General features: G+C 39.7%; 23 protein-coding genes, 1 pseudogene and 1 other annotated feature. Of the genes and pseudogenes, 7 read left to right on the forward strand and 17 right to left on the reverse strand.

The genetic code is table 11. From position 1 onward, the window contains the following. Nucleotides 1-39: 39 nt before the first annotated feature. From ND6B_RS18890 to ND6B_RS18855, 7 genes are all read right to left on the reverse strand, one after another. A protein-coding gene (locus ND6B_RS18890) for an IS3 family transposase (RefSeq protein ID WP_223230517.1) occupies nt 40-1,259 on the reverse strand; the annotation gives its coding sequence in 2 pieces (ribosomal slippage) (nt 40-971 and nt 971-1,259; 1,221 coding nt in all). Further along, nucleotides 865-981, reverse strand: a sequence feature (AL1L pseudoknot). (Overlaps the previous gene by 117 nt.) Before the next feature lie 583 nt (nt 1,260-1,842). Then, nucleotides 1,843-3,195 carry an NADP-specific glutamate dehydrogenase gene (gdhA, locus tag ND6B_RS18880; RefSeq protein WP_033102478.1) on the reverse strand — a complete coding sequence of 451 codons (1,353 nt, stop codon included), beginning with the start codon at nt 3,193-3,195 and terminating at the stop codon, nt 1,843-1,845. 387 nt (nt 3,196-3,582) lie between these two features. Further along, entirely contained in the window at nt 3,583-4,056 is a 474-nt protein-coding gene (locus tag ND6B_RS18875) for a DUF1456 family protein (protein ID WP_024601041.1), read from the reverse strand. Between the two features lie 98 nt (nt 4,057-4,154). Next, nucleotides 4,155-5,399 carry a lipoprotein-releasing ABC transporter permease subunit gene (locus tag ND6B_RS18870; RefSeq protein ID WP_028835296.1) on the reverse strand — a complete coding sequence of 415 codons (1,245 nt, stop codon included), beginning with the start codon at nt 5,397-5,399 and terminating at the stop codon, nt 4,155-4,157. After that, on the reverse strand, nt 5,389-6,087 hold the full coding sequence (gene lolD / locus ND6B_RS18865; RefSeq protein ID WP_008110493.1) for a lipoprotein-releasing ABC transporter ATP-binding protein LolD: 699 nt from the start codon (nt 6,085-6,087) through the stop codon (nt 5,389-5,391). Before lolD ends, ND6B_RS18870 begins: the two co-directional genes overlap by 11 nt. Then, nucleotides 6,080-7,297: a lipoprotein-releasing ABC transporter permease subunit gene (locus ND6B_RS18860; protein ID WP_033102479.1), complete on the reverse strand. Its 1,218-nt coding sequence runs from the start codon at nt 7,295-7,297 to the stop codon at nt 6,080-6,082. Before ND6B_RS18860 ends, lolD begins: the two co-directional genes overlap by 8 nt. A 136-nt stretch (nt 7,298-7,433) precedes the next feature. Continuing rightward, nucleotides 7,434-8,306: a LysR family transcriptional regulator gene (locus ND6B_RS18855; RefSeq protein ID WP_029609976.1), complete on the reverse strand. Its 873-nt coding sequence runs from the start codon at nt 8,304-8,306 to the stop codon at nt 7,434-7,436. A gap of 130 nt (nt 8,307-8,436) precedes the next feature. On the opposite strand from ND6B_RS18855, the gene ND6B_RS18850 reads away from it, so the two are divergent. Next, entirely contained in the window at nt 8,437-9,558 is a 1,122-nt protein-coding gene (locus tag ND6B_RS18850; RefSeq protein WP_008110499.1) for an S-(hydroxymethyl)glutathione dehydrogenase/class III alcohol dehydrogenase, read from the forward strand. Nucleotides 9,559-9,624: 66 nt separating this feature from the next. Continuing rightward, nucleotides 9,625-10,467, forward strand: coding sequence for an S-formylglutathione hydrolase (gene fghA, locus ND6B_RS18845; protein ID WP_033102480.1), 843 nt, complete (start codon nt 9,625-9,627; stop codon nt 10,465-10,467). On the opposite strand, the gene ND6B_RS18840 is transcribed toward fghA, so the two are convergent. Continuing rightward, nucleotides 10,421-10,753, reverse strand: a complete 333-nt coding sequence (locus ND6B_RS18840) for a hypothetical protein (RefSeq protein ID WP_033102481.1) — start codon at nt 10,751-10,753, stop codon at nt 10,421-10,423. The genes fghA and ND6B_RS18840 overlap by 47 nt on opposite strands. Before the next feature lie 270 nt (nt 10,754-11,023). Between ND6B_RS18840 and ND6B_RS18835 the strand changes: the two genes are divergently transcribed. Together ND6B_RS18835 and ND6B_RS18830 are read left to right on the forward strand one after the other, a co-directional pair. Next, nucleotides 11,024-11,440 (forward strand): MgtC/SapB family protein, encoded by a 417-nt coding sequence (locus ND6B_RS18835; RefSeq protein WP_013464847.1) that lies wholly within the window; start codon nt 11,024-11,026, stop codon nt 11,438-11,440. A gap of 127 nt (nt 11,441-11,567) precedes the next feature. After that, nucleotides 11,568-12,752 (forward strand): DUF1624 domain-containing protein, encoded by a 1,185-nt coding sequence (locus ND6B_RS18830; RefSeq protein ID WP_033102482.1) that lies wholly within the window; start codon nt 11,568-11,570, stop codon nt 12,750-12,752. Between the two features lie 69 nt (nt 12,753-12,821). Here the strand turns inward: ND6B_RS18830 and ND6B_RS18825 are convergent, their stop codons facing one another. After that, the gene (locus ND6B_RS18825; protein ID WP_033102483.1) at nt 12,822-14,729 is read right to left on the reverse strand and encodes a beta-ketoacyl synthase; all 1,908 of its coding nucleotides are present in this window, start codon (nt 14,727-14,729) and stop codon (nt 12,822-12,824) included. 128 nt (nt 14,730-14,857) lie between these two features. Between ND6B_RS18825 and ND6B_RS18820 the strand changes: the two genes are divergently transcribed. After that, nucleotides 14,858-15,868: a GlxA family transcriptional regulator gene (locus ND6B_RS18820; protein ID WP_033102484.1), complete on the forward strand. Its 1,011-nt coding sequence runs from the start codon at nt 14,858-14,860 to the stop codon at nt 15,866-15,868. On the opposite strand, the gene ND6B_RS19795 is transcribed toward ND6B_RS18820, so the two are convergent. Then, nucleotides 15,857-16,408, reverse strand: coding sequence for a GGDEF domain-containing protein (locus ND6B_RS19795; RefSeq protein ID WP_081485450.1), 552 nt, complete (start codon nt 16,406-16,408; stop codon nt 15,857-15,859). The genes ND6B_RS18820 and ND6B_RS19795 overlap by 12 nt on opposite strands. A gap of 39 nt (nt 16,409-16,447) precedes the next feature. Continuing rightward, nucleotides 16,448-16,902: pseudogene (locus tag ND6B_RS18815) on the reverse strand (GGDEF domain-containing protein); the annotation flags it as partial. Between the two features lie 232 nt (nt 16,903-17,134). On the opposite strand from ND6B_RS18815, the gene ND6B_RS18810 reads away from it, so the two are divergent. Then, a complete protein-coding gene (locus tag ND6B_RS18810; RefSeq protein ID WP_016899957.1) occupies nt 17,135-18,364 on the forward strand; it encodes a sensor domain-containing phosphodiesterase in 1,230 nt (409 codons plus the stop codon). A gap of 12 nt (nt 18,365-18,376) precedes the next feature. Here the strand turns inward: ND6B_RS18810 and ND6B_RS18805 are convergent, their stop codons facing one another. From ND6B_RS18805 to ND6B_RS18795, 3 genes are read right to left on the reverse strand one after another with little or no spacing between them, the layout of a single operon-like run. After that, on the reverse strand, nt 18,377-18,889 hold the full coding sequence (locus ND6B_RS18805) for an MgtC/SapB family protein (RefSeq protein ID WP_013464839.1): 513 nt from the start codon (nt 18,887-18,889) through the stop codon (nt 18,377-18,379). Nucleotides 18,890-18,905: 16 nt separating this feature from the next. Next, nucleotides 18,906-20,051, reverse strand: a complete 1,146-nt coding sequence (locus ND6B_RS18800; protein WP_033102485.1) for a GNAT family N-acetyltransferase/peptidase C39 family protein — start codon at nt 20,049-20,051, stop codon at nt 18,906-18,908. Then, nucleotides 20,051-21,445: a RimK family protein gene (locus tag ND6B_RS18795; protein ID WP_016899958.1), complete on the reverse strand. Its 1,395-nt coding sequence runs from the start codon at nt 21,443-21,445 to the stop codon at nt 20,051-20,053. Before ND6B_RS18795 ends, ND6B_RS18800 begins: the two co-directional genes overlap by 1 nt. A gap of 315 nt (nt 21,446-21,760) precedes the next feature. Here ND6B_RS18795 and ND6B_RS18790 point away from each other — a divergent pair, with 315 nt between their 5' ends. After that, nucleotides 21,761-22,096, forward strand: a complete 336-nt coding sequence (locus ND6B_RS18790; protein WP_013464836.1) for a zinc ribbon domain-containing protein YjdM — start codon at nt 21,761-21,763, stop codon at nt 22,094-22,096. Between the two features lie 147 nt (nt 22,097-22,243). Here ND6B_RS18790 and ND6B_RS20320 read toward each other — a convergent pair whose 3' ends face one another. The 3 genes from ND6B_RS20320 to ND6B_RS20330 all read right to left on the reverse strand — a co-directional run bounded on the left by ND6B_RS20320 (nt 22,244) and on the right by ND6B_RS20330 (nt 23,287). After that, entirely contained in the window at nt 22,244-22,585 is a 342-nt protein-coding gene (locus tag ND6B_RS20320; RefSeq protein ID WP_016899959.1) for a hypothetical protein, read from the reverse strand. A 154-nt stretch (nt 22,586-22,739) separates the two neighbouring features. After that, a complete protein-coding gene (locus ND6B_RS20325; protein ID WP_235420420.1) occupies nt 22,740-23,027 on the reverse strand; it encodes a hypothetical protein in 288 nt (95 codons plus the stop codon). 35 nt (nt 23,028-23,062) lie between these two features. Next, nucleotides 23,063-23,287 carry a hypothetical protein gene (locus tag ND6B_RS20330; RefSeq protein ID WP_235420421.1) on the reverse strand — a complete coding sequence of 75 codons (225 nt, stop codon included), beginning with the start codon at nt 23,285-23,287 and terminating at the stop codon, nt 23,063-23,065. Nucleotides 23,288-23,348: the final 61 nt, after the last annotated feature.

Below are 23,348 nucleotides of genomic sequence, written 5' to 3' on the forward strand. Positions count from 1 at the left end.
TGAATCGCCCCGAGTTCATCGGAGACCAGTTTGTTTAAGTCAGGCCACTTTACCTGACTCGTTTAAATTATCATAGTAGTCTGTTTCATATTGAGCTGGTGAAATATACCCAATTGAAGATAATAAGCGTTGATTATTAAACCAATTGACCCACTCTAACGTTGCGTATTCAACAGCATCAACATTCTTCCACGGGCCATTTCTGCGAATAATCTCTGTTTTAAATAATCCATTTATTGTTTCAGCCAATGCATTGTCATAAGAGTCACCCACACTGCCTACAGACGCTTGAATTCCAGCTTCAGCAAGTCGCTCAGTGTATCGTATAGACAAATATTGGCTGCCTCTGTCGCTGTGGTGAATTAACCCTTCGGGGTTGCCACGATGCCAAATAGCTTGCTCTAACGCATCAAGAATAAGCTCTGTGTGCATTGTCGTTGATACACGCCAACCTACAATGTATCGTGAAAAAACATCTATCACGAAAGCGACATAAACAAACCCACTCCATGTGGCAACATAGGTGATGTCAGCTACCCAAAGTTGATTTGGCTGCTCAGCAGTAAATTGACGATTAACTAAATCAAGTGGCTTATCTTGTTGCTCGTCAGGTATCGTTGTCTTATGTGCTTTACCCCGACGAACACCTTGAATTCCCATAACTCGCATCAATCGTTCGACTGTACAGCGGGCGACTTGATGGTCGTCAAGCTGTAGCTGCTTCCATATTTTTCTTGCACCATAAACTGACATATTATCCTCCCACACTTCGCGAATGAGTATTATCAGCTCAGCATCACGCTTTTTGCGGTTAGACAGTCGCTCAGGCTCTCTTTGTATCTGTTTATGAGAATAATACGTTGATGGTGCAATCGGCAATTCCTTGCAAATTGACTCGACACCGTAATGCTCTCTGCAAGCATCAATAAAATCCACTATTACTTCTGTTTGCGGTCGAGCTCCGCTTGGGCGAAAAAAGCGGCAGCTTGCCTCAGGATATCATTCGTTCGCTTGAGCTCTTTATTCTCGCGCTCTAAGACGGCAAGGCGTTCTTCAGTTGATTGCGTATTAGAAGAGGGTTTAGACGGTTGAGCTTGAGATTTCTTGACCCATGCTCTAAGTGTTTCTGGGGTACATCCCAGTTTATCTGAAATCGATACTAGCGCAGCCCAAAGAGAAGGGTATTCATGCTGTTGTGTGGTAACAAGCCTAATTGCACGTTCACGAAATTCTGATGTATAGCGATTTGATTTTTTCATAGTTCCAGTTTCTCAAGTTATTGAGTCTCTGGCAAACACGGGGCGATTCAATTTGTGGAACCTGATAAAAATGGAGTAATTAAGAAGCCAATTCCACAAATTATTTTAAAGAATAGTTCATTGCTCAAGTACATAGATCCATCAAAAGAATATATATTTTTCGGGCGCTGGAAGCCTCGTGAAAGAAAACGTAGTGGTCGCAATGATAACTCAAAGACGCAATGGGTATTTGAGAATATAGAGATGTACATAGATAACAATGATCACTTCATCGAGTGCTAGTTTATTACAAACTGTTTAAGACAGATTCGCATCGTTCGGCATTCTCAGCTCTAGTCGAGTTTTGGTGTTTACAGTGCAATAATTAAGGTTAGGTGTGTAGTGGTAGCGTGACCAACTACTTAACGCAGAGTTATCTAATAAATACTCTAACGTGTTTCTGTCCAAAAATGAGTTTACCTGACCGTCTGCTTCTCGCTCATAACTGCCTGTCAGATGAACTCTTAACTTATTAGTTGGAACTGTCAGATCAGATATGAGCTACTTATGGCTTTATAATAAAGCTTATAAATTAAACGAGCGGTTACACCACGCCTTGTTCAATCATTGCATCGGCTACACGTCTAAAACCAGCGATGTTAGCGCCAAGTAATAGATTACCGGGCTGATCAAATTCTTTTGCGGTATCGCTTGCTGTTGTGAAAATATCTTTCATTATTTGCTTGAGCTTTTCATCAACTTCTTCAAACGTCCAGCTTTGCATACTGGCATTTTGCGCCATTTCTAGTTGGCTGGTTGCCACGCCACCGGCATTTGCCGCTTTACCCGGGCCATAAGCTATTTTTGCTTCAATGAAGCAATCAATCGCTTCTTTGGTTGAGGGCATATTGGCTCCTTCACATACTAATTTACAGCCATTATCAAGTAGCGCTTTTGCATCCGCTTCGGTCAATTCATTTTGCGTGGCGCAAGGGAATGCCGCATCCGCACTGTAGCGCCATACCGTATGACCATCCTCAGGGTAATCATCGCGAGGCGTATACTTGGCTTGAGGATGAGTGTCTAAGTAGTCACTTAAACACCCTCTTGATTGCTCTTTGAGCTGTTTTATCAGCTTTAAATCAATACCATTCTCATCGTATAAAGTGCCTTTAGAGTCACTACAGGTAATTGGCGTTGCATTAAGTTGATATAACTTTTCCATGGCATAAATAGCCACATTACCAGAGCCTGAAATTAAACAGCGCTTACCCGATAAGCTATCGTTACGCTCTTCAAGCATATTATTAGCAAAATAGGCAGCGCCATAGCCTGTAGCCTCTTTACGGGCAAGCGATCCACCCCAAAGTAAACTCTTACCCGTTAGCACCCCTTCATAACGCCCTGTTAAGCGTTTGTATTGACCAAACATATAGCCAATCTCTCTGGCACCTACGCCAATATCGCCGGCAGGTACATCGGTGGTGGGGCCAATATGGCGGTATAGCTCGTTCATAAAGGATTGGCAAAAACGCATAATTTCGCCATCAGAGCGTCCTTTAGGATCAAAGTTCGCACCGCCTTTTCCCCCACCAATAGGTAAGCCCGTTAATGCATTTTTAAAAATTTGTTCAAAGCCTAAAAACTTTATAATGCTGGCATTTACACTCGGGTGAAAACGTAAGCCGCCTTTGTAAGGCCCTAACGCCGAATTAAATTCAATACGGTAGCCTTTATTCACTTGAATATTGCCCTCATCGTCAACCCAAGGCACACGAAACATTAGTTGACGTTCTGGCTCTACCATTCTTTGAATAATTGCTTGTTGTTGGTAATGACTTGTTTGCGCAAATACAGGTTCAAGTGAGTCAAGCACTTCTTCCACTGCTTGATAAAACTCACATTGCGCAGGGCTCGTTTGTTTTAACTGCGCAATGGTTGTGTGTATATAATTCATATTTATTCTTCCATGTAGGTATTTTTTAATTTGAAATAGGAAAAATGATCAATGCTATTGTTAGTGAAGAAATTAATTATCCGATCATTATTTTCACACTTTAACATCATAGATAAACTGGATGCACGTGTTTGATGTTGAATTAAATTGTTGTTTCTTTTGTATAAAAAATCATTAAAAAAGAATTTATATGCTAAAAACACCCATTTGAATGAATAACACGTTAAAAGTATTAAAAAAATAGTAAAACAAAATACGACTCTACATTTTTACGAGAGCGACAAAATAAACTGCTTTATGAGACTGAAGTTGTAGAAGGATAGACTGATAATTGAGTAAATGTGGAGAGGTCAAAATGGAGGTTGTATTCAACCTCCATAAAATGCATTAAGCTTTTTCGCCATCTGGGCGAAAAGTACGCTGTACACCGGTTAAAAATAAACGCAATATTTGATCGTTACACACACGGTAATGCTTGTTTTCAACTTTACGTGAAAATGCGCTTAGCTCATGTTTACTTAAATCAAAATCAACCAACGCCAAGGTCGCGATCACGTCTTCTGCTTTCATATTTAAAGCAATACGTAGCTTCATAAAAATAATATTGTTGTTCAATTTACTTTCAGGCTCTGGCTGCTCACCTTCACGCTTGCCGCGCTTGGTATTTATAAAACCATTTAAAAATACCGCAAATTCAGTGTCACTTATTGGGGTATACCCAGGCTCGCCCTCTTTAGTTAACCATGCAATCACCTGCTCAGTGCTTACGCTCTGCGCTGCTGCGGCGAAAACATCAACCATAGCTGAATCAGTTAAATCAAAGGTGTAGCGAATACGGCGTAAAATATCGTTATTTGTCAAAGTAAATCCCAAGGTAAATAAGCGCTCAGCAAACAAAAGCTGTTTAGTAGCGGCGAAGTTTATCAGAGTTACACTAAGCACCCTATTAAATACTGTGTTTAATTACCCAATACCTTTGCCGGATCTACGCGTGTTGCTTGCCATGCTGGATATAGCGTCGCCAATATCGCAAGCACAAAGGTGGCTATAACGGTCAACACAATATCTTGCCAAACTAATTTACTGGGCAAAAATTCGATAAAGTACACACCTTCTAGCGGGTTTTCACCCAGTAACAAGCTCAGCCAAGTAAATAGCTCACTAATATTAACTGCTAAAATCACGCCAACAATTGAGCCTAAAAGTACACCCACAAATGCTTGGGTTAAGCCTTGCATGACAAAAGTAGCCAATATGGTACTGTCTTTGGCACCCATGGTTTTTAAAATAGCAATATTGCCTTCTTTTTCACGCACTTCCATTACCAGTGAAGACACAATATTGAAACTCGCCACCGCGATAATTAAAAACACCACAATATAAACAATCGTGCGCACCATTTGAATATCTTGATACAAGCTACCTTGCGTTCTAAGCCAACTCGAAATATACACATAATCGGTAATAGTCTGGCCAACACGAAGCGCTATTTGATGCGCCGAAAACACATCATCAACACGCAAGCGTAACCCTGTTACTTGGCTTTGATCATAGCCTAAGGTTTGTTGTGCTTTGTTAAGATGAATAAAAGCAGCGCTGCTGTCGATTGGTCCGCCCATTTCTATAATGCCCGCAAGCGTGAGGGTAACACGTTTTGGGGCGAGTAATGACTGGCCTTTTTCACTAATTTGCGGGATTAACAAGGTCACATTATCACCTAATGCGATATTAAGTTGCTTAACAATTTGCTTGCCTAAAATAACATCATCACCTGTTAACTGGCTGACTAATTTACCTTGTGTAAATTGGTTAATGGCTGACACATCACCTTCCAACGAAGGCTCAACACCTCGGATCTCAACCGCTTTTAATTGGCTTTTAAATTGCGCCATACCATTAACGGCAATAAATGGGGCTGCGCCTGTTACGTGTGGTTGCTGTTTTAACTTTTCGACTTTAGTGGGCCAATCGGCAATTGGCCTACTTGGGGCAACATATTCAACTTGCGGCACCACACTCAATAAGCGATGCACTAATTGCTGCTCAAACCCATTAATCACCGATAACGCCACAATTAACACTGCAACACCAAGTAAAATACCGATAGTGGATGCTTTGGCTATAAAACTTACAAAGGCATTTTTTTCATCTTTATGGCCTGAGTATGCTCTAAAGCGTTTACTAATAAAGGCACTAAGCAACATGGCTAGACTCTTTTATTGATAGTTTACCGTCATCTAAATAAGCTATTTTACCCAGCTTATCAGCCAGTTCTAAATCATGAGTCACCACCACAAAGCTGGTGTTTAAACTTTTATTTAGCTCATTAATTAAATCGTAAATTTTAATCGCATTTTGCTTATCTAAATTACCCGTTGGCTCATCGGCAAGCACCAGCGCAGGCTCTGTCACTAAAGCGCGAGCAATGGCAACACGCTGACGCTCACCACCAGAAAGAGCCGAAGGCTTATGGCTACTTCTGTGTGCAAGGCCTACCTTATCTAGCATGTTAAGCGCTTTCTTATTGGCTTCTTTTGCGCTTAACCCTTTAATAAGTAATGGCATGGCAACGTTTTCAACCGCACTAAATTCCATTAATAAATGGTGGAACTGATAAATAAACCCTAAGTTTTTATTTCTAAAAGCCGCTTGCTGCGAGCGAGATAACTTAGCAACGTCTTGGTTTTTTATTTTTGCACTACCCGCACTGGCCGTGTCTAAGGTGCCTAAAATATGTAACAAGGTGCTTTTACCTGAACCTGAGCTGCCAACAATTGCCAGCATTTCACCTTGCGTTAGGGCTAAATCAACCCCTTTTAATACCTCAACCTGATTTTGCCCGTCTTGGTACACTTTACTTATTTTTTCACAACTAATTACTAAATCATTCATAACGTAATACCTCTGCTGGGTTTACTTTAGCGGCTTGGCGCGCTGGATATAAAGTCGCTAAAAAGCTCATTGCTAAGCTTAAAACAGCAATAACACTTAAACTAACCACATCAAATTTGACGGGGAGTGAAATTCCCGATAGTAAATTTAAACCAACCAAAGCCAGCAGTTCATTTATATATAAGCTTAATAAAATACCTAAAAAAGCACCCACGGCCGTGCCAATTACTCCGTTATAGAGCCCTTGTACCATAAATACGGTTTGCACTTGGCTTGGTGTGAGTCCTAATGTTTGCAAAATTGCTACTTCGCTTTGTTTTTCACTGACCATCATGGTCAGTGCCGATACAATATTAAATACCGCCACCAGCACAATTAAGCCAAGGAGCATAGACATGATGCGTTTTTCCATCGCAACGGCGGCAAATAAAGTGCCTTGACTGCTTCGCCAGTCGGTGAGTTTAAAGTCATTGAGTATGTGTTGGCTGTCTTGCATAAATTGGTCAAGTGCAAACGGCTCATGCAGTGACACGCTTAAATTAGGTACCGTATTATTGCTAAGTTTTAAAACCCGTTGTAGTGATACGCCACTGGTAAATGCCAGTCCCATGTCTATTTCGGAGCCAGTTTCATAGATAGCAGCAATTTTAAATAAACGTTGGCTTGGCATGCGCCCAAGTGGGGTGTACGTAGATGCGTTAGGCATAATTACACGTAACTTATCACCTAAGCCAACGCCAAGTTTGCGGCTTAAATAACGACTTATTGCAATATTATAATTATTATTTAGTACGCTTTGCCAATTGCCTTGCACTATTTTGTCGGTGATTGTATACAGCGAGCCGTTATTGTCGTAAAGCCCTTGTAATAACACCCCGTGAAGATCTTTATTGGTTTGCAATATGGCTTCACCGTGGCGGTACAAACTAACATGATCAACATACGGTGATTGCTCAAGCGCAGATTTTAACGAATTCATTTGCGCTTTGGAGTGATCTTTGGCTTGTACTTCAACGTGTGGAATAAGCCCCAACATATTAGATTTTAAACTACTCTCAAAGCCGTTCATTACACTACTGACCGTAAAAAGCGCCATTAAACCAATCGCTATACCTGCAATAGAAAAAAACGAAATGAACGAAATAAACGCATTGCCTTTAGAGGAGCGGCTATATCTGAGTCCGATAAATAGGCTAACAGGTTGAAACATATTAATTAAAACATTAATGCCAAAAGTGTGGCGTTATAGTAGCACGAACTCAGCGCAATTGAATATCACCATAAATGTAAGAAATAATTTATAAATCTGATACTTGGCTATATTTTAAACAAGCCAGTAAATCCTGCTAAACTTTCAGCCCTGTTACTAAGTAATCAAGTAATACCCGCACATTAGTAGCCACAAATTGCCGTGGCGGATATAGACCCCACACGCCTTCTTGTTGTGGTTGGTATGCAGTTAATATAGGCACTAACTGACCGGATTTAATTTCATTTTCAATATAGTAATCAGGCAACTGAACAATACCTAAACCCTTTATAGCGCCGTCAACGAGTGCCCAGCCGCTATTACAATGCAATCGCCCTGCGACCTTAATATGTTTATCACGATTATTTTCATTTACTCGCCAATAACTACTATTGCCAATTAAACATTGATGATTATTAAGCTCCCCCAAAGTGTGAGGCTCACCAAAACGCGCTAAATATGCAGGTGAAGCACACATAATAAATCGTCGCGAGCTCAAGCGCCGCGCTTTTAAGCTTGAATCTTTTAAATGGCCTAGTCGAATGGCTAAATCAAAGCCCCCCTCTAATAAGTTTTCTTGCTCGTTAGAGAGCGTTGCGATTACTTCTACCTCAGGGTGATCATGCATAAATGAATGCACAATGGGCATAATAAAACTTTCACCATACATAACCGGTGCTGTTAATTTAATTTTACCTTTAGGTGAGGTTTGTACCGATGCTAGGCCTTGAGTGGCCTCGTCCATTGCGTGCTGTAAATGTTTAACTTGGTGTAAAAACTGCTCGCCCTCTTTGGTTAACACAACCTTTCGAGTGGTACGTGTTAATAATTGCGTATTTAACCGTTGTTCTAGCTTTGTAACATGGCGGCTAATATGAGCAACCGATAAACCTAACGTCTGTGCAGCTTGGGTAAAACTTCCCTCTTCGCCAACAGCAATAAACTCATCAATACCTTCCCAACGCATAATTATTACCATACTGTAAAAGTGTTTTATTAAATTAAAGATTATCATTATCTGAGAAACAAATACAATAACCTCATCACCCAAACAGTATGGGTCTACAATTCATATTCGAACCACTACAAAGGATATACACATGTCTGAATTTATAAAATCAAAAGCAGCGATTGCCTGGGGCCCTAATCAGCCTTTAAGCGTTGAAGAAGTTGATGTGATGATGCCTAAAAAAGGCGAAGTAATGGTAAAAATCACTGCCACTGGTGTATGCCATACAGACGCTTTTACTTTATCAGGTGAAGATCCTGAAGGTATTTTCCCCGCTATTTTAGGTCATGAAGGCGCTGGGGTGGTTTACGCTGTGGGCGAAGGCGTTACGAGTGTAGAAGTTGGCGATCACGTTATTCCTTTATACACCGCAGAATGTGGTGAATGTAAAATGTGTACTTCAGGTAAAACAAACTTGTGTTCAGCAGTTCGCGAAACGCAAGGTAAAGGCTTAATGCCAGATGGCACCACTCGCTTTTTCAAAGATGGCGAGCCTATTTACCACTATATGGGTACATCTACATTTTCTGAATACACAGTATTGCCAGAAATCTCATTGGCTAAAGTAAATAAAGAAGCGTCGTTAGAAGAAATTTGTTTATTAGGCTGTGGTGTTACTACCGGTATGGGCGCTGTAACAAATACGGCTAAAGTAAAAGCCGGCGATACGGTGGCTATTTTTGGTTTAGGCGGTATTGGTTTATCTGCCATTATTGGCGCTAAAATGGCTGGTGCTAGCCGTATTATTGGTATTGATATTAATACCTCTAAATTTGACTTGGCGACCAAACTAGGTGCTACCGACTTAATTAATCCAAAAGACTTTGACAAGCCAATTCAAGAAGTCATTGTTGAAATGACCGATGGTGGTGTTGATTACTCATTTGAATGTATTGGTAATGTTGATGTAATGCGCTCTGCGCTTGAGTGTTGTCATAAGGGTTGGGGAGAGTCGGTGATTATTGGTGTAGCCGGTGCTGGCCAAGAAATTTCAACTCGTCCGTTCCAACTTGTTACTGGCCGTGTATGGCGTGGTAGCGCATTTGGTGGTGTTAAAGGCCGCTCACAACTTCCTGAAATTGTAGAGCGTTACATGGCGGGTGAATTTGCGCTAAACGACTTTATCACTCATACCATGAGTCTAGAAGAAATTAACGATGCCTTTGATTTAATGCATGAAGGTAAAAGTATTCGTACTGTAATTCATTACTAATACGCTCATTTCACTTAATTACCATCACAAGCCGTTGCTATTAAGTAACGGCTTTTAAGGATTGTTATGTTAGAAAATATTTCAACAGCGAAAGTGGCTGGCGGATGGCATAAGCAATACAGCCATAGCGCTTCAAGCACTCGTTGCACTATGCGTTTTGCAGTTTTTTTACCGCCAGGCGCCAGTCAAACCAATAAGGTGCCGGTACTGTACTGGTTATCAGGTTTAACCTGTACCGATGAAAACTTTATGCAAAAAGCAGGCGCATTTAAAAAAGCAGCGGAGCTGGGTATCGCCATTGTAGCGCCAGATACGAGCCCACGTGGTGATAACGTGCCAAACGAAGACAGCTATGATTTTGCACAAGGTGCTGGGTTTTACCTTAATGCCACAAAAGCGCCCTACAACACCCATTTTAATATGTATGATTACGTTGTTAATGAGTTACCGGCACTAATTGAGCAACACTTTCCTGTTACAGATAAAAAAGCAATTAGTGGTCATTCAATGGGCGGGCACGGCGCATTGATGATTGCACTTAAAAACCCACAATCGTTCACCAGCGCTTCGGCATTTAGTCCTATTGTTAATCCTATGGCGTGTCCGTGGGGTGTAAAAGCATTTACAGGCTACTTAGGCGACGACAAAACAACGTGGGCACACTACGATACTTGCGAATTAATGCAACAAGCCGAGCAAGCTAACTATTTACCTATGCTGGTAAGCCAAGGTGATGCTGATAACTTTTTAGAAGAGCAGCTTAAGCCGCAAAATTTGGTCGATATCGCTAATAAAAAAGCGTATCCGCTGCAGCTCGAAATGCACGCTGGCTACGATCATAGTTACTTTTTTATTAGTAGCTTTATAGACCAACACTTATTATTTCATCATCAGTTTTTATCGGCTTAGATTCATTACTGTGTAGAGTAGATTTATCTACTTCTACACATTCTTTTAAGACCTTAGTAACCTGCCTACATTTTTTAATCACACCGTCATCTCCTTTTATAAATTCAATTATGGCTTTATCAGTTTCGTAACCAAGTTTGCTAAAACTAAAACCATCTTTATCCTTTACATAACTATTAGTGCTATTGATGTTTGAATTGGATCTCGCCTTTTCATCCAAAAATATACCCATTACTGTGCAACCACTTAATACATTTAAAAAGATAATAATTAATAAAATGCGCATGTAAACTCTCGTTGCAAATAAGCCAAATTATATACGACTTAAAAAAGGAGTGTTGTAAAAATATGTAAGCCCCACAATTTTACATAATAGAGTTTGCTTGTGTAGTACGCAGCTGAAATTCATTGCTGGGTAAAAACGTACTTTATTGTGTAAATATTGCTAACGCCACTCATCCCCCTCGATAAAACAAAGGTAACACAATGATTTTATTTAAATTAATACCTTGGTTCAATTTTTGCTCTTATTTAAAATTTATCCGTGGAAATAGCAATGGAAATTGATCTACAGTGGAGAGACATTATTGATAACTTGATTCATCTTGGCATGGCGTATTTACTTGCCCTGCCAATGGCATATGATAGAGAGCATAGCCATAATGGTGCAGGTCTCAGAACGTTTCCTTTAGTTGCCGTCGCATCATGTGGTTATGCACTGATTGCTATGTCAGTTTTGGAGGGCGCAGAGGCGCAATCTAAAATGTTACAAGGTATTATTACAGGTATTGGTTTTATTGGTGGCGGCGCTATTTTAAAAAATAACCAGTCTACATCTGGAACAGCAACAGCTGCGAGTATTTGGAATATGGGTTTAATTGGTATCGCTATTGCGTACAGCCGCTATGAAATAGCTATTTTGTTGGCAGTAATAAACTTCATAACGCTTAGGTATGTTAAAAAATTTAAATAATGAAAATTATAATTAATTGCTTAGCGCTGACGCGATCACCCTGTTAAATTCAATCTTCAAACTCGCCTTTTGATATAATATAACATATAATCAAGTTCATTTTTTTCATTCTTGTTAATTGTATTTTATGTCATTATCTTTATCGCAAAGTCGCTTGCATCATATTGATCTATTACGCGGCATTATCATCATATTTATGGTGATAGATCACGGCATGTATTATTGTCTAAATTATTCAGTAACTGATCCCATGACCATACCCGGAACAGATGCGCTTACTTTTTTCACACGCTTTATATCGCATTTCTGTGCGCCATTATTTGTATTTTTAGCAGGCCTCTCTGCCGCTATTACAGAGCATAAATACGCGTGTACTCGTCAGTTTGCTAACGCTTTAATAGTTCGAGGCTTAGTGCTTATTTTATTTGAGTTTACAATTGTGTCATGGTCATGGAGTTTTAATCCTCTTTTCCCGATGTTATATGCTCAAGTAATTTGGGCGATTGGCTGGGGCTTTGTGGTGCTTGGCTTGCTTCGCTTAATAGGTATATACCCTGTATTTATAGCTGGGTTATTACTGGTATTTGGTCATAACTTATTAGATGGTATTACCTTTGAAAGTAACACCATCGCGCATACACTGTGGTCTATCGTTCATCAAAAAAATGTATTAGCACTGCCGTTTGATTTTTCTATTAGAACGACCTACCCCGTTGCGCCTATTGTTGGACTCATGTGTTTGGCTTATTGTGCAGGTGTATATTATAAATCTCAGCATTATAGTAAAAAAGTGATGAATTATGCTTTTATTATGGGTATGAGCTGCCTAGCACTTTATTCAATACTACGCGGCTTTAATTTATACGGTGATATGTCACAGTTTTCTACACATACAGCTCCACTGCTGACTATTATGTCGTTTTTAAATCCGACTAAATATCCGTTGTCGTTACAATTTATGTTACTTACTGTAGGGCTTGGTTTAATTGCGCTAAAACTGTTGAGCCACTTAAAGGCTAGTTTTTCGCAAAATTTTCTGCAAGTACTAGGTAAAACCAGCATGTTTTCCTACCTCACTCACTTGTATTTGCTGCATGCTATCAGTTGGCTTTTAATACCTGCTCTTGGATTTAACTTTAGTGATATGACCTATGGTGAAACCCTTGTTGGCTTACCATCAGGGTATGGTATGAGTTATATTGCGACCATGGCGATGATTGCTGTAGTGGTTGTGCTTACCGCCCTACTCGCTAAGCGCTACTTAAACTGGAAATATCGTAATAAAAACAGCCTGATTGCTAAATATATTTAGTTATTACGCTGTTGTTTTTAGTCATTAAAAAAGGCGCTTAAAAAGCGCCTTGCTAACAAGTATGTGTGCTTAGAACATATCTTGATAGGAATTTGTTGTATTGAATATAATTGCTTTTTCAAAGCCTGGCAGCTGAATGCTGTGCTCATCAATAACAATGTCATTTTCATCAATCAGCCCATCACCAAAACGATAAACTAGCGCGTATTGACCTAAATCTGCTTGTTGTTGATAGTGCTGTTGTGCTTCTTTTACCGCTGCATGTTTGCTGGTATAGAGCCCCATCATTTCATCGCCATGACGCTTAGCAAGCATCTGCATCGTTACTTTTGCTGAAAGCACTGTGGCTGTTGCATTATTACCACCAAACCCTTTAGAATTTATAAATGCAATATCCATATCACCACAATCATAGTGACTGTTACGAATATCTAAATGATCTGCATAAACATCATCAGCCACTTTATCTATAGTGGTAATACCCGGCATAATATTATGACTAAATACACCTAAGGCAATGGCAAGCTGATCGCCACTGGCAGGTGCTATAGTATGGCCAACATACGCTTTAGGGGCGGTTACTTTCCAATTATCTATTGCAAATGTTTGCGCTACTTTATGATAAATTAACGACTCAGTTACGCGGTTTTGTGGTGTGCTTGAACCATGGGCTAAAATAAAGCTACGTTGCTGTAATGCCTCTTTACCTAGTAAGCTACTGGCAAGTGCAGCCGATTTTGCCATGGTAATGTAGTTACCAGGCCCAGGTGAAGTAATTGATTTTTTTACTCCATCGGCGTTAACAAATACATCAGGCACACAGCCCATAATGTCTGCACCTAGTTCAAGTGCCAGCGCATCATCCATTAATATAGCCACTTGTGCGCCTTCACCTAAAGTAAAGCCACAGTTTTCGCCAAATGGGCGGCTGCTTCTACGATAATCAGGTTCATCGTCATTACTTAAATCATCTAAGCGGCGCAAACCTTCAATATTAGCCAGCGCACTCATATTGCCAAAGCCTTCAACCACTTCAGGGGTAATTGCACATTCTACACTTGCCACAATTGCAACACGTGTGCGCCCTGCTTGTATATCATTTACTGCTGCGCGCAAGTTGTATAAAAAAGTAGCACACGCACCCGATGTAGAAAAAGTAGTCCCTACATTGCCCGTAACATAGGCATTGATAAAATCGGTCGACATTGTATTTAAACCCAGTGCTAGCTGCTTAGTGCTGACGCGATCACCCTGCTGGCGCGCTTTGACTAACCCACCTAAGCCTTTATCGTCCATTTGGCCAATAACCGATGCTGAATAGGTACCAATTTTATCAGGCTCAACACTATTCATAATGTATTGCCAATCAAGTCCGGTTGATTTTATTGCATCGGTGGCAGCAAAAATAGTGGCTTGTAAACCACGAGGTTGGTAGCGGCTATTGTACATAATTGACGGATCAAACCCTGTGGGTAGTTGCCCAGCAGATTTAATTGGGTTATCACGAGTAGAATCATGTTTAATATCAAATTGAGCCGCAATAGTTACTTTCACTTTTTTATTTTCAAGCTCTTCTACGTGCCAACTTTCAGGAACTGGCGAAGGTAAATCACGACGGCGTGTTTCAAACACAATCGCGTTTTCATCCGATGCGGTTAACGTCATTTTTTGCTGCCACGGCGTGGCATCTACATCAAAATGTTGTTTTTCAATTTTGCGAATTAATGTACCTGCAATAATTTGCTCACCAAAACGTGCTTCTATGTCGCTTTGCTCAACATTATTGCCTTGCATGTCTTGTAGTTGTCCATTCACAACACTCACTAAATTCATTAATGTGGCGAGGCCTAAAAATGTTTCTTGGCGAGCTTGAGACTCTAAGCTATCTAACACGATACGACGATAACCTTGATGAAAAGAAGTACGGCCAGCGGCATTAATGCCTCCCATGCCGACAATGACGGGTAATGCGGTCATAATTTACCTTTAAAAAAACGTGTTATAAGAATATTGAGTTAGTTTAAATGGATTACGCACACACCTTTGTGCTTTAATAGCCAAATATCAAGCACAAAAGGCCAAAAACAACTGGTCGGAGCATTTAAATGAGCAATAATCCAACAAATTCACCATTAAATATAGCCATTGCTGTTTACTCGCACCTACTGGTAACTAGTTTAACCCTGCCAATTGAAATGCTCCGAGCAGGTGAAGCGTTTGCCAAGGGGCACACTAGTAAGCAACACTTTAGAGCGCTGAATATTCATTTAATTGCTAAAAATATGGCTCCTATTGCAACCAGAACAGGTTTAGCCATCGTGCCTGATTGCAGCAGTGATAACGCCCCCTATTGCGATTTAATCATTGTTCCGGGTATTTGGCGTAATCCGCGGCCGGTTGTTAAAACGAATCAACCAATAGTTAATTGGCTCAATGAGAGTTTTACGATGGGAAGCCATATTATTGGTGTTGGTACCGGCAATTGTTTGCTCGCAGAAGCCGGTTTACTTGATGGTCACCCTGCAACCACTCACTGGCATTATGCCAAGCAATTTTCTCAAGATTATCCAAACGTTAGCTTAAAACCTGATTTTTTTATTACCCAATCAGAGCGCATGTATACGGTAGCCAGTTTAAATGCCTTAGCTGACGTTATTGTTCATATTATTAGCCAATACTATGGTAAAGAAGCGGCGCAGCATGTTGAGCGGAACTTTTCACATGAAATACGTAAACCCTACGAAGATCAACGCTATTTAGAAGGCGCCGTTAACCGACATGCTGATGAACTTATTGCACAAATACAATTTTGGTTAAAAACTAATTTATCTAGTGAGTTAGATTTACAAGAAGTCGCGGCACAATTTAGCTTAAGCTACCGCACGTTTACACGCAGGTTTCGACTTGCTACAAATCAAAGCCCTATAGAGTACTGGCAGCAGCTACGTGTTGAAGGTGCAAAAGAATTACTGGCCTCATCGAACTTATCAATTCAGGAAGTCGCGTTAGAAGTTGGTTATAACGATCAAGGGCATTTAACCCGTGTGTTTAAAAAGGTATTGAGCCAAACCCCGAGCGAATACAGAAAAGTAGTCAGACGAAAGTTATTTGGTTAATGTTTCTTTGCCCTTGTTTGATATTTTAGTCAGGCCGTTGACAACGCAGTTTCGACCGTTGTTTTTAGCTAAATATAAATAATTATCGGCTAATCTTAAAATTTCACTCAGGTGAGTATGCTCATGTGCATCAATACCGACCAAGCCAATACTGATAGTGATGTTTAACGTGCTCTGCATATAAGTAAATTGATGATTTTGTATGTCAGTTCTTAGCTTATCCATTGTGATTATAGCGACCTCTATGTCGTCATTTACCACCAATGTAAATTCTTCACCGCCAAAACGATAAACATGTTCATCGCCTAAATGTTTTTTAAATAACTGTGTTAATTGTACCAGCACTGCATCACCGGCATCGTGCCCATATTTATCGTTTACTTTTTTAAAAAAATCCAGATCAGCTAAGGCAAAACAATAGGGGTTAGAAAAGTCGATATGGTTATGAAAATGGCTTTTAAAAGCACGCCGGTTATAAGCCTGCGTTAAGCTGTCGCGTAATGCTAAATTAATAATTTCCTCTTGATTAGAAGCTCTCATCGATTCAAAAACATGTGAAACACCCCACACAATAATATACGTCAGAGAAAGATTAATGATGAGCTTAAAATTTATTTCAACTAACCGTTTGTCGATAACATAAAACAGCAGTAACAACGTAATCAAAAAGCTAAAGCTGCTTATAAAGCCATGCTTTTTCCAAACAATAAGTAAACCAATACAGGAAGAGTACACACCCAATGCGATATGCCAGTCTCTAAGTTAATTGCGGTGATAGCAAGCAACACAACTGCAAAGTAAGTATAAATAACAGCATAGCGATGCCATAATTTAGAGCGATTTGTTCTCGTTTGGTGATACGTATAAATACAAAAAAAAGCTAATGCAAGTTCAATAAAGCCCAAAACATAATTTTTACTCATAAACACATTAACGTAAGTGACAACTAAAGCAACTAATGTAATTATTAAGCTTATATTTTTGAATACGGTTAATCTGACTGATTCTGTTTTATCAAATGAATGCTGATGCATTAATATCCCTTTAAATAATTACCTCCCATAAACTTCAAGCATATCAGCCTAGGATTAAAAAATAGATAATAACTACAACATATATGTAAGCCTACTTACTATAACAGCTAAAATTAGCCTAAATTTAAATATGCGTGAACAAAGATTGATAGGCCTTGATTAGATCTTTTTATATATATAAATTATAGTATTACTCATTAGGTGTAGTGGTATTAACATAGGGAGATAGCCGATGGATGAATTAACCAATTTGCTTGTCGAACAACACAACAATGCATCCATTAAGGCTAAACTAGCTAACTTACTCACTTTGGTTCGTAAACATTTAGATATGGATGTTGCTTTTATATCTGAATTTATTAACGATGAGCGTGTTTTTAAAGTGGTCGATAACCCCTCTGAAAACCAAATTGTTAAAGTGGGTAATGCCGATCCGATTAATGAAACGTATTGCCAACAAATCACCGACAACAAGCTTAGCCCTATTATTACTAATACCAAAGCAAACCCAATAACCAAAGCGATGCCGGTTACAAAAAAATTAGGTATAGGGGCATATATAGGTGTACCTATCAACCTGTCGAACGGGAAATTATATGGTACGTTTTGTTGTTATAAATCACACCATGATGAGAGCTTAAATGAGCGCGATTTATCTTTTTTAAATATTATTTCAGAAATAGCGACCGGATTAATTGAAAAGAGTTTAGATAAAAGCGTATCGTACAACCACACAAAATCAACTATTGAGCAAATTATTAGCGATAATGATATTAGTATCTATTTTCAGCCTATTTATAGTCAACTAAATAATAAAGTTGTAGGTTTTGAATCGCTTGCACGTTTTTTTACCACCCCTTATAAAACCCCTGATATCTGGTTTAAAGAAGCGAGTAAGGTGGGTTTAAATGAAGCATTAGAAATGCTGGCCATTAAAAATGCAGTAGCCAATATGGCAAAGTTTAATAATACAACTTACATTGCCATTAATTGCTCGCCTTCGCACATTCTTAGCGGCGCACTTGAACGAACATTACAACAGATTGACTGCACTAGGGTGGTATTAGAAATTACTGAACATTCGCCAATTTCTAATTACGAAAAAATGCGAGCTGCACTTAGGCCTCTCAGAAACAAAGGTCTGCGCTTGGCCATTGACGATGTAGGCGCTGGCTTTTCCTCATTTCAGCACATACTAGAGCTTGAGGCCGATATTATAAAATTAGATATTAGCCTGACTCAAAATATAAACACAGACGATCGTAAATTTTTACTGGCAAAAGCACTGTGTGGATTTGCAAAAGCAATCGACTGCACCATTGTTGCCGAAGGGATCGAAACCGCAGAAGAACTAAACTCGTTAAGAATACTCAATGTAGACAGTGTACAAGGTTATTTTATTGGCCGCCCCGCACCAATTGAAGATGCGCTTAGCTTCCAAAACAAAGCACTACCCGCATAAAAACGCCACTAATTAGTGGCGCTCGGTATCAATACTGTCTTTTCGATAATAGCGTTTATGATAACTTTTCACTTTAGCATGCACGCCTTTACTTAAGCTTTTAAACTTAGCTTCTAGCACGTCAACGCCGTATAAAATACCCACCACAAGCACCGAGAGCTTAATAGCAGCCCCGAGGTTTTCGGTTGCTATCATCACGCCAATGGAGGCCAGTACCCAAATGGTGGCAGCAGAGGTAACCCCGACTACCGCACCGTCTTTTGCGAGCATTACGCCTGCGCCTAAAAAGCCGATGCCGGTAATTATTTGCCCGACTACGCGAGAATGATCAATCACATCCCCTTGTAAATTAAACGCAGTCGATAAAAACAAGTAAGTACCTAAGGTGATCAGTGCAGAAGTACGGATCCCTACAGGTTTGCCACGCAATTGCCGTTCTATACCAATAATAGCCCCACAAAAAGCCGCCGTACCAATAGCTGCCCACGAGTATGGGGCTACATCGATAAAATCTAAAAATGTCACTTAAAATCCTAATCTATTATTTTTTACCAATAGCAACTGCCGTTCTAAGCCTTTGACTACCAAAAGCCGACATTTTACTAAAATCGCTGCGTGCAATTGGCACATATTGACAGTCAATCGCTAATTGATTGTCGTTACCTGGTTCGCAAAACGGGTCATGTACGTACACACAGTGCGCATCTAAATGAGTAACACATACCCAATGCGGTGATTTTTTTCCATCAAACCGATAAGTGCTTATTAACAGTAACACACTAAAACCTTGGTTTAACCACGTTTCTATATCAGTTAGTTCAACATCTTTATAGGTAACAGGAATATTAGCCGAGGCTATGCCTTCAACAAATTGCTGATGTACTGTCGCCAGCACCGTTTTTTTATTATCACTGCGTACCCCATCTAAAAATAATGGCTCTGAGGTATTAACAATGACCTCACTTTTAAATCCCCGTTTATTTGCAGCCAGTGCCAAACCAAACGGATGACAACCGCCATGTCCCGAGGTCATAAAAATGGTGGTGCCTTCACGCCATAAAGCTAATTCGTGTGACTGACTCAGCTCTGTGCTGTTATCAAGCGAGCCCATTGCCATTAATAATGCCGCAGGCCCACAGGTAAACTCGGTAGTTTGCTGATACCATGGCGTTAAACGCTCAACTTGCAACTCGCTGGTTTGACGGATGTTTTTTTGCATGCGCAAGGCATCACTGTGATCATCGTAATAATCACTGTACTGACCAAAAACACGATACCCTACACTTTTATAAAGCCCTATGGCGCTGTCGTTATTTACTGCCACTTCTAAACGCAAATAAATACGCCCACGCTCACTAGTGGCTTTTTCAAGAGCTTTAAGCAGCGTTTTAGCGATTCCTTTGCCCTGCATCGTCGGTAATACGGCTAACGAATACAAACGCGCTAACCGCGTGCCTTTATGGCACCACACCAAACCGTAACCACATAATTGCGCATTGTGCTCGGCAACTAATAAAATCCCATGTTTAGCACTAAGCCAACGCTTTAAACTTCGCGCACTAAGCTTATCGTTACTAAAGCAGGCATTTTCAAGCGCCACTAAGGCGTTTAAATCACTCGCGCTTCCAGGGCGAATACTAATATCCGCCCCTGCAAAAATCGTTATATCAGACAATGCGTTAAGCATTAGCCGCGACCTCGTGCTTCAAGACGCTGTTTAAACTCATCCATAATGATCATGTATAACTCATCACCTAAGTAACCATCTTCTACTTTGTGATCAATACTTGGGTTATCGTTTACTTCCAACACATACGCACGGCCTTGATGCTCTTTTACATCCACACCGTATAAACCCTTACCCACGGTTTTACATGCTTTTAAAGCAGCATCCAGTACAGCTTTAGGTAATTCAAACGTCGGTAATGTTTCAAAGCCACCCGAGAAAAACCGTTTCGCGTCATGGTTATATATTTGCCAATGGTTACGCGCCATTAAATAACGACACGCATAAATAGCACGACCATTAAGTACCCCTACACGCCAATCGTATTCTGTGTACATGTACTCTTGCGCCAGAACTAGCGCACTTAAAGCAAATAATTCACTAAGCTTAGCTTCTAATTCATCACGATTAGCAACTTTATACACGCCTTTTGAAAACGACCCTTCTGGCATTTTTAATACCAGCGGATAAGTAAACGACGCTTCTAGTTGCTCAATTGTGTCTTTTGATTGATCTGCGACCACCACGGTTTTTAAGCTCGGTACTTTTTGATAATTGAATGCATCATGTAAGTACACTTTATTACAGCATCGTAAAATAGACTCCGCATCATCAATCACCACTAAACCTAGGCTTTGCGCTTTACTTGCAAGGCGGTACGTTGGGTGATCAATCGCTGTTGTTTGGCGAATAAACAACGCATCAAATTGGGCAATATTGTCTATTTCCTCAAAGCTAAGTGCTTTTGCGTTAATACCATGTTTCGCTGCTGCTTTTATAAAACGTGTAATTGCATCTTTATCGCTTGGCGGTACTTTTTCGTTATGATCAACCAAAATAGCCATATCCCAACGAAAACGACGTTCAACCTTGCCAATTCGCCACTGTGTTTGCGTAAACTCATTTAGTTTTTCTACAAAATCAGTGTGTTGCTGCTCGCTCAAGGACGCTAATGATCCTTGTTGTAATAGGCCTTGCTCATCAACAAATAAAATAGGCGCTGGGTATTGTTTAAATACCGATTTAGCGGCTTTAGCTTGTTGATCATTTCCCGCGTGACCAAAATAAACAGCACCATCAATATGGCCAATATTTTGTAATGACGCTTGATTGCTTCGAAGCGCGTTAATTGTTTTTACACTCGGTAATACTTGGTGCTTGCGCGCCTCAGCAAGTAACGAACAGTAATAGCCTTTACTTAAATACTGGCTAGCATCACATAGATTTATTATGCGGGTTTTTGGTTCGTTGCGTTTTGGGTAGTCACGCAAATAGGTGTTAAAGGTAATGACATTTTCAAATGAAAGAGCAAGCGTTTGCTCATTGTTATCAACCACAATTAAGGTTTTAAACACGACTTTTCCTAGTTAAGTCAAAATATACAAAGCAGCCTTGCTAATCAGTTAGCTCAGCGAATAAAACAGCAAATAGAAACACCTATCGCACTAAGTGCAGCATTTAGCAAATCACTTAATACGATAGGTGCTTTAACGAATATCTACTATAAACGTTAGCGCTTAAATTGCTTAAGCGACAGGTGATTTATATGCCCTTTTTTAGATGCGCACAAACGAGATATTTTTAGCGTAAAGATAAAAATTTTTGATGAACTTTTTAATTGCTAATTTGTGTTTTAAAATAGCCAAAATTTAATACTAAAAGTGATCATCATGTCTCTTCCCGCTTGTCCTAAATGCCAATGTGAATACGTTTACGAAGACCAGCAGCTGCTTATTTGTCCAGAATGTGCCTATGAGTGGAACCCGAATGTTACTAATGACGAAGACGCTATTTTAGTGAAAGACGCAAACGGCACTTTACTTGCTGATGGCGACAAAGTAACCGTAGCTAAAGATTTAAAAATTAAAGGTAGCTCACAAGTGATTAAAATTGGCACCAAGGCCTTAGTAAGACGTGTACTTGATAAAAAAGATCATGAGCTTGACTGTAAAGTAGATGGCATAGGTGAAATGATGGTGACGGCTAAATTTGTTAAAAAAGCCTAAACCCATTGAGATAAACAATTAAATACAGCAATAACCTGCGTAATCTTGGCGCTTTATTGCATTAACAAACTGACATACACTTTAACTAATTGATTTTCAGCGCCTTTTAAAAATTGAAAATCTAAATTCAGTTCTCAAAGTGGTGTGTTAGTTGTCTAGTATTACTACTTCTGCTTTGCGAAAGTGTGTTTTTGCGCTTTGCAAAACATCGGCAGTAAACTTTGAGTTTGGCACTGGTATATCAATAACATTGCCACTTTTACAAAATAAAGTAACGGTATTTGACGCTAGCTGTATTTTAATTATCGCCCCTTTAGGAATAAGCTGCATTCTACTTTTATTATTATTGAACCAGTGAGGTTTTTTGCAAAGTAGAACGTTTTCTCCAATATCAGAAAAAACACGCTCAGGCCTAAACGTTAAGTACTTTATAATTAAAGCCGTGAGTAAAACACCCGTAATTGTGACGGTAAAAATCCCTATCTCCATAATATTCCTTTAAATTTATGCCCTTTATTTAACTGCTTATCCGTTAATGATTATCAGACTCAAGCAAATCTTATAAGTTCACGCTATAAATGCCTTAGTTGTGATTGAGTGAAACCGGCTAACATCGAGTTATAAACACTCCTTAACTAGTTTATTATATTAGCTTATTAGATAACACAGTTAATGTTTCATCGTAAGCGCGTTGATTAAAGTTACTTGAGTGTGGGTTCATAAAACCATGTAAGTAATTAACATGCTTTACATTAACATTAGCCTTTGTTGCCAGCTCAACGTGCAGTGATTTAACATCAAAGTGCGGTTCATAATGCGCAAGTATAAGTTCAATCTCAAACTGTGGTTGTAAGTCTGTATGGTGCCTAATTTGCGAGCTGTAAAAACAAATGCCCTTAGTTATCGTTTTAATCGCCGGATGTGAAGACATTGACCAAATTGCCGATGCGCCAACACTAAAACCAATCAATATGATGTTACCAGCGAGTGGTTTAATCGCTTTTTGTAAAATAGCGACATACTCATCAAGGCCAATATGTGACTAAAATACTCATAGGCCTGCTGTTCACTGTTAAATGCCATATCCACCCCGCCATAGGGATCGACAATAGACTGAGCGTTTAGTTCTTCAGCTAATGCTTTTAAAGCCGCTGTTTTACCAAATATATCACTAACCAAAACTAAGTTCATAAACGGCTCATCTTTAATTTTATTCTTTAAGTTTCAGGCAATTATTTAACAAAGAGGCCTA

The sequence above is a fragment of the Pseudoalteromonas sp. ND6B genome (genome assembly GCF_000764215.1).
GTDB lineage: Bacteria > Pseudomonadota > Gammaproteobacteria > Enterobacterales > Alteromonadaceae > Pseudoalteromonas > Pseudoalteromonas tetraodonis.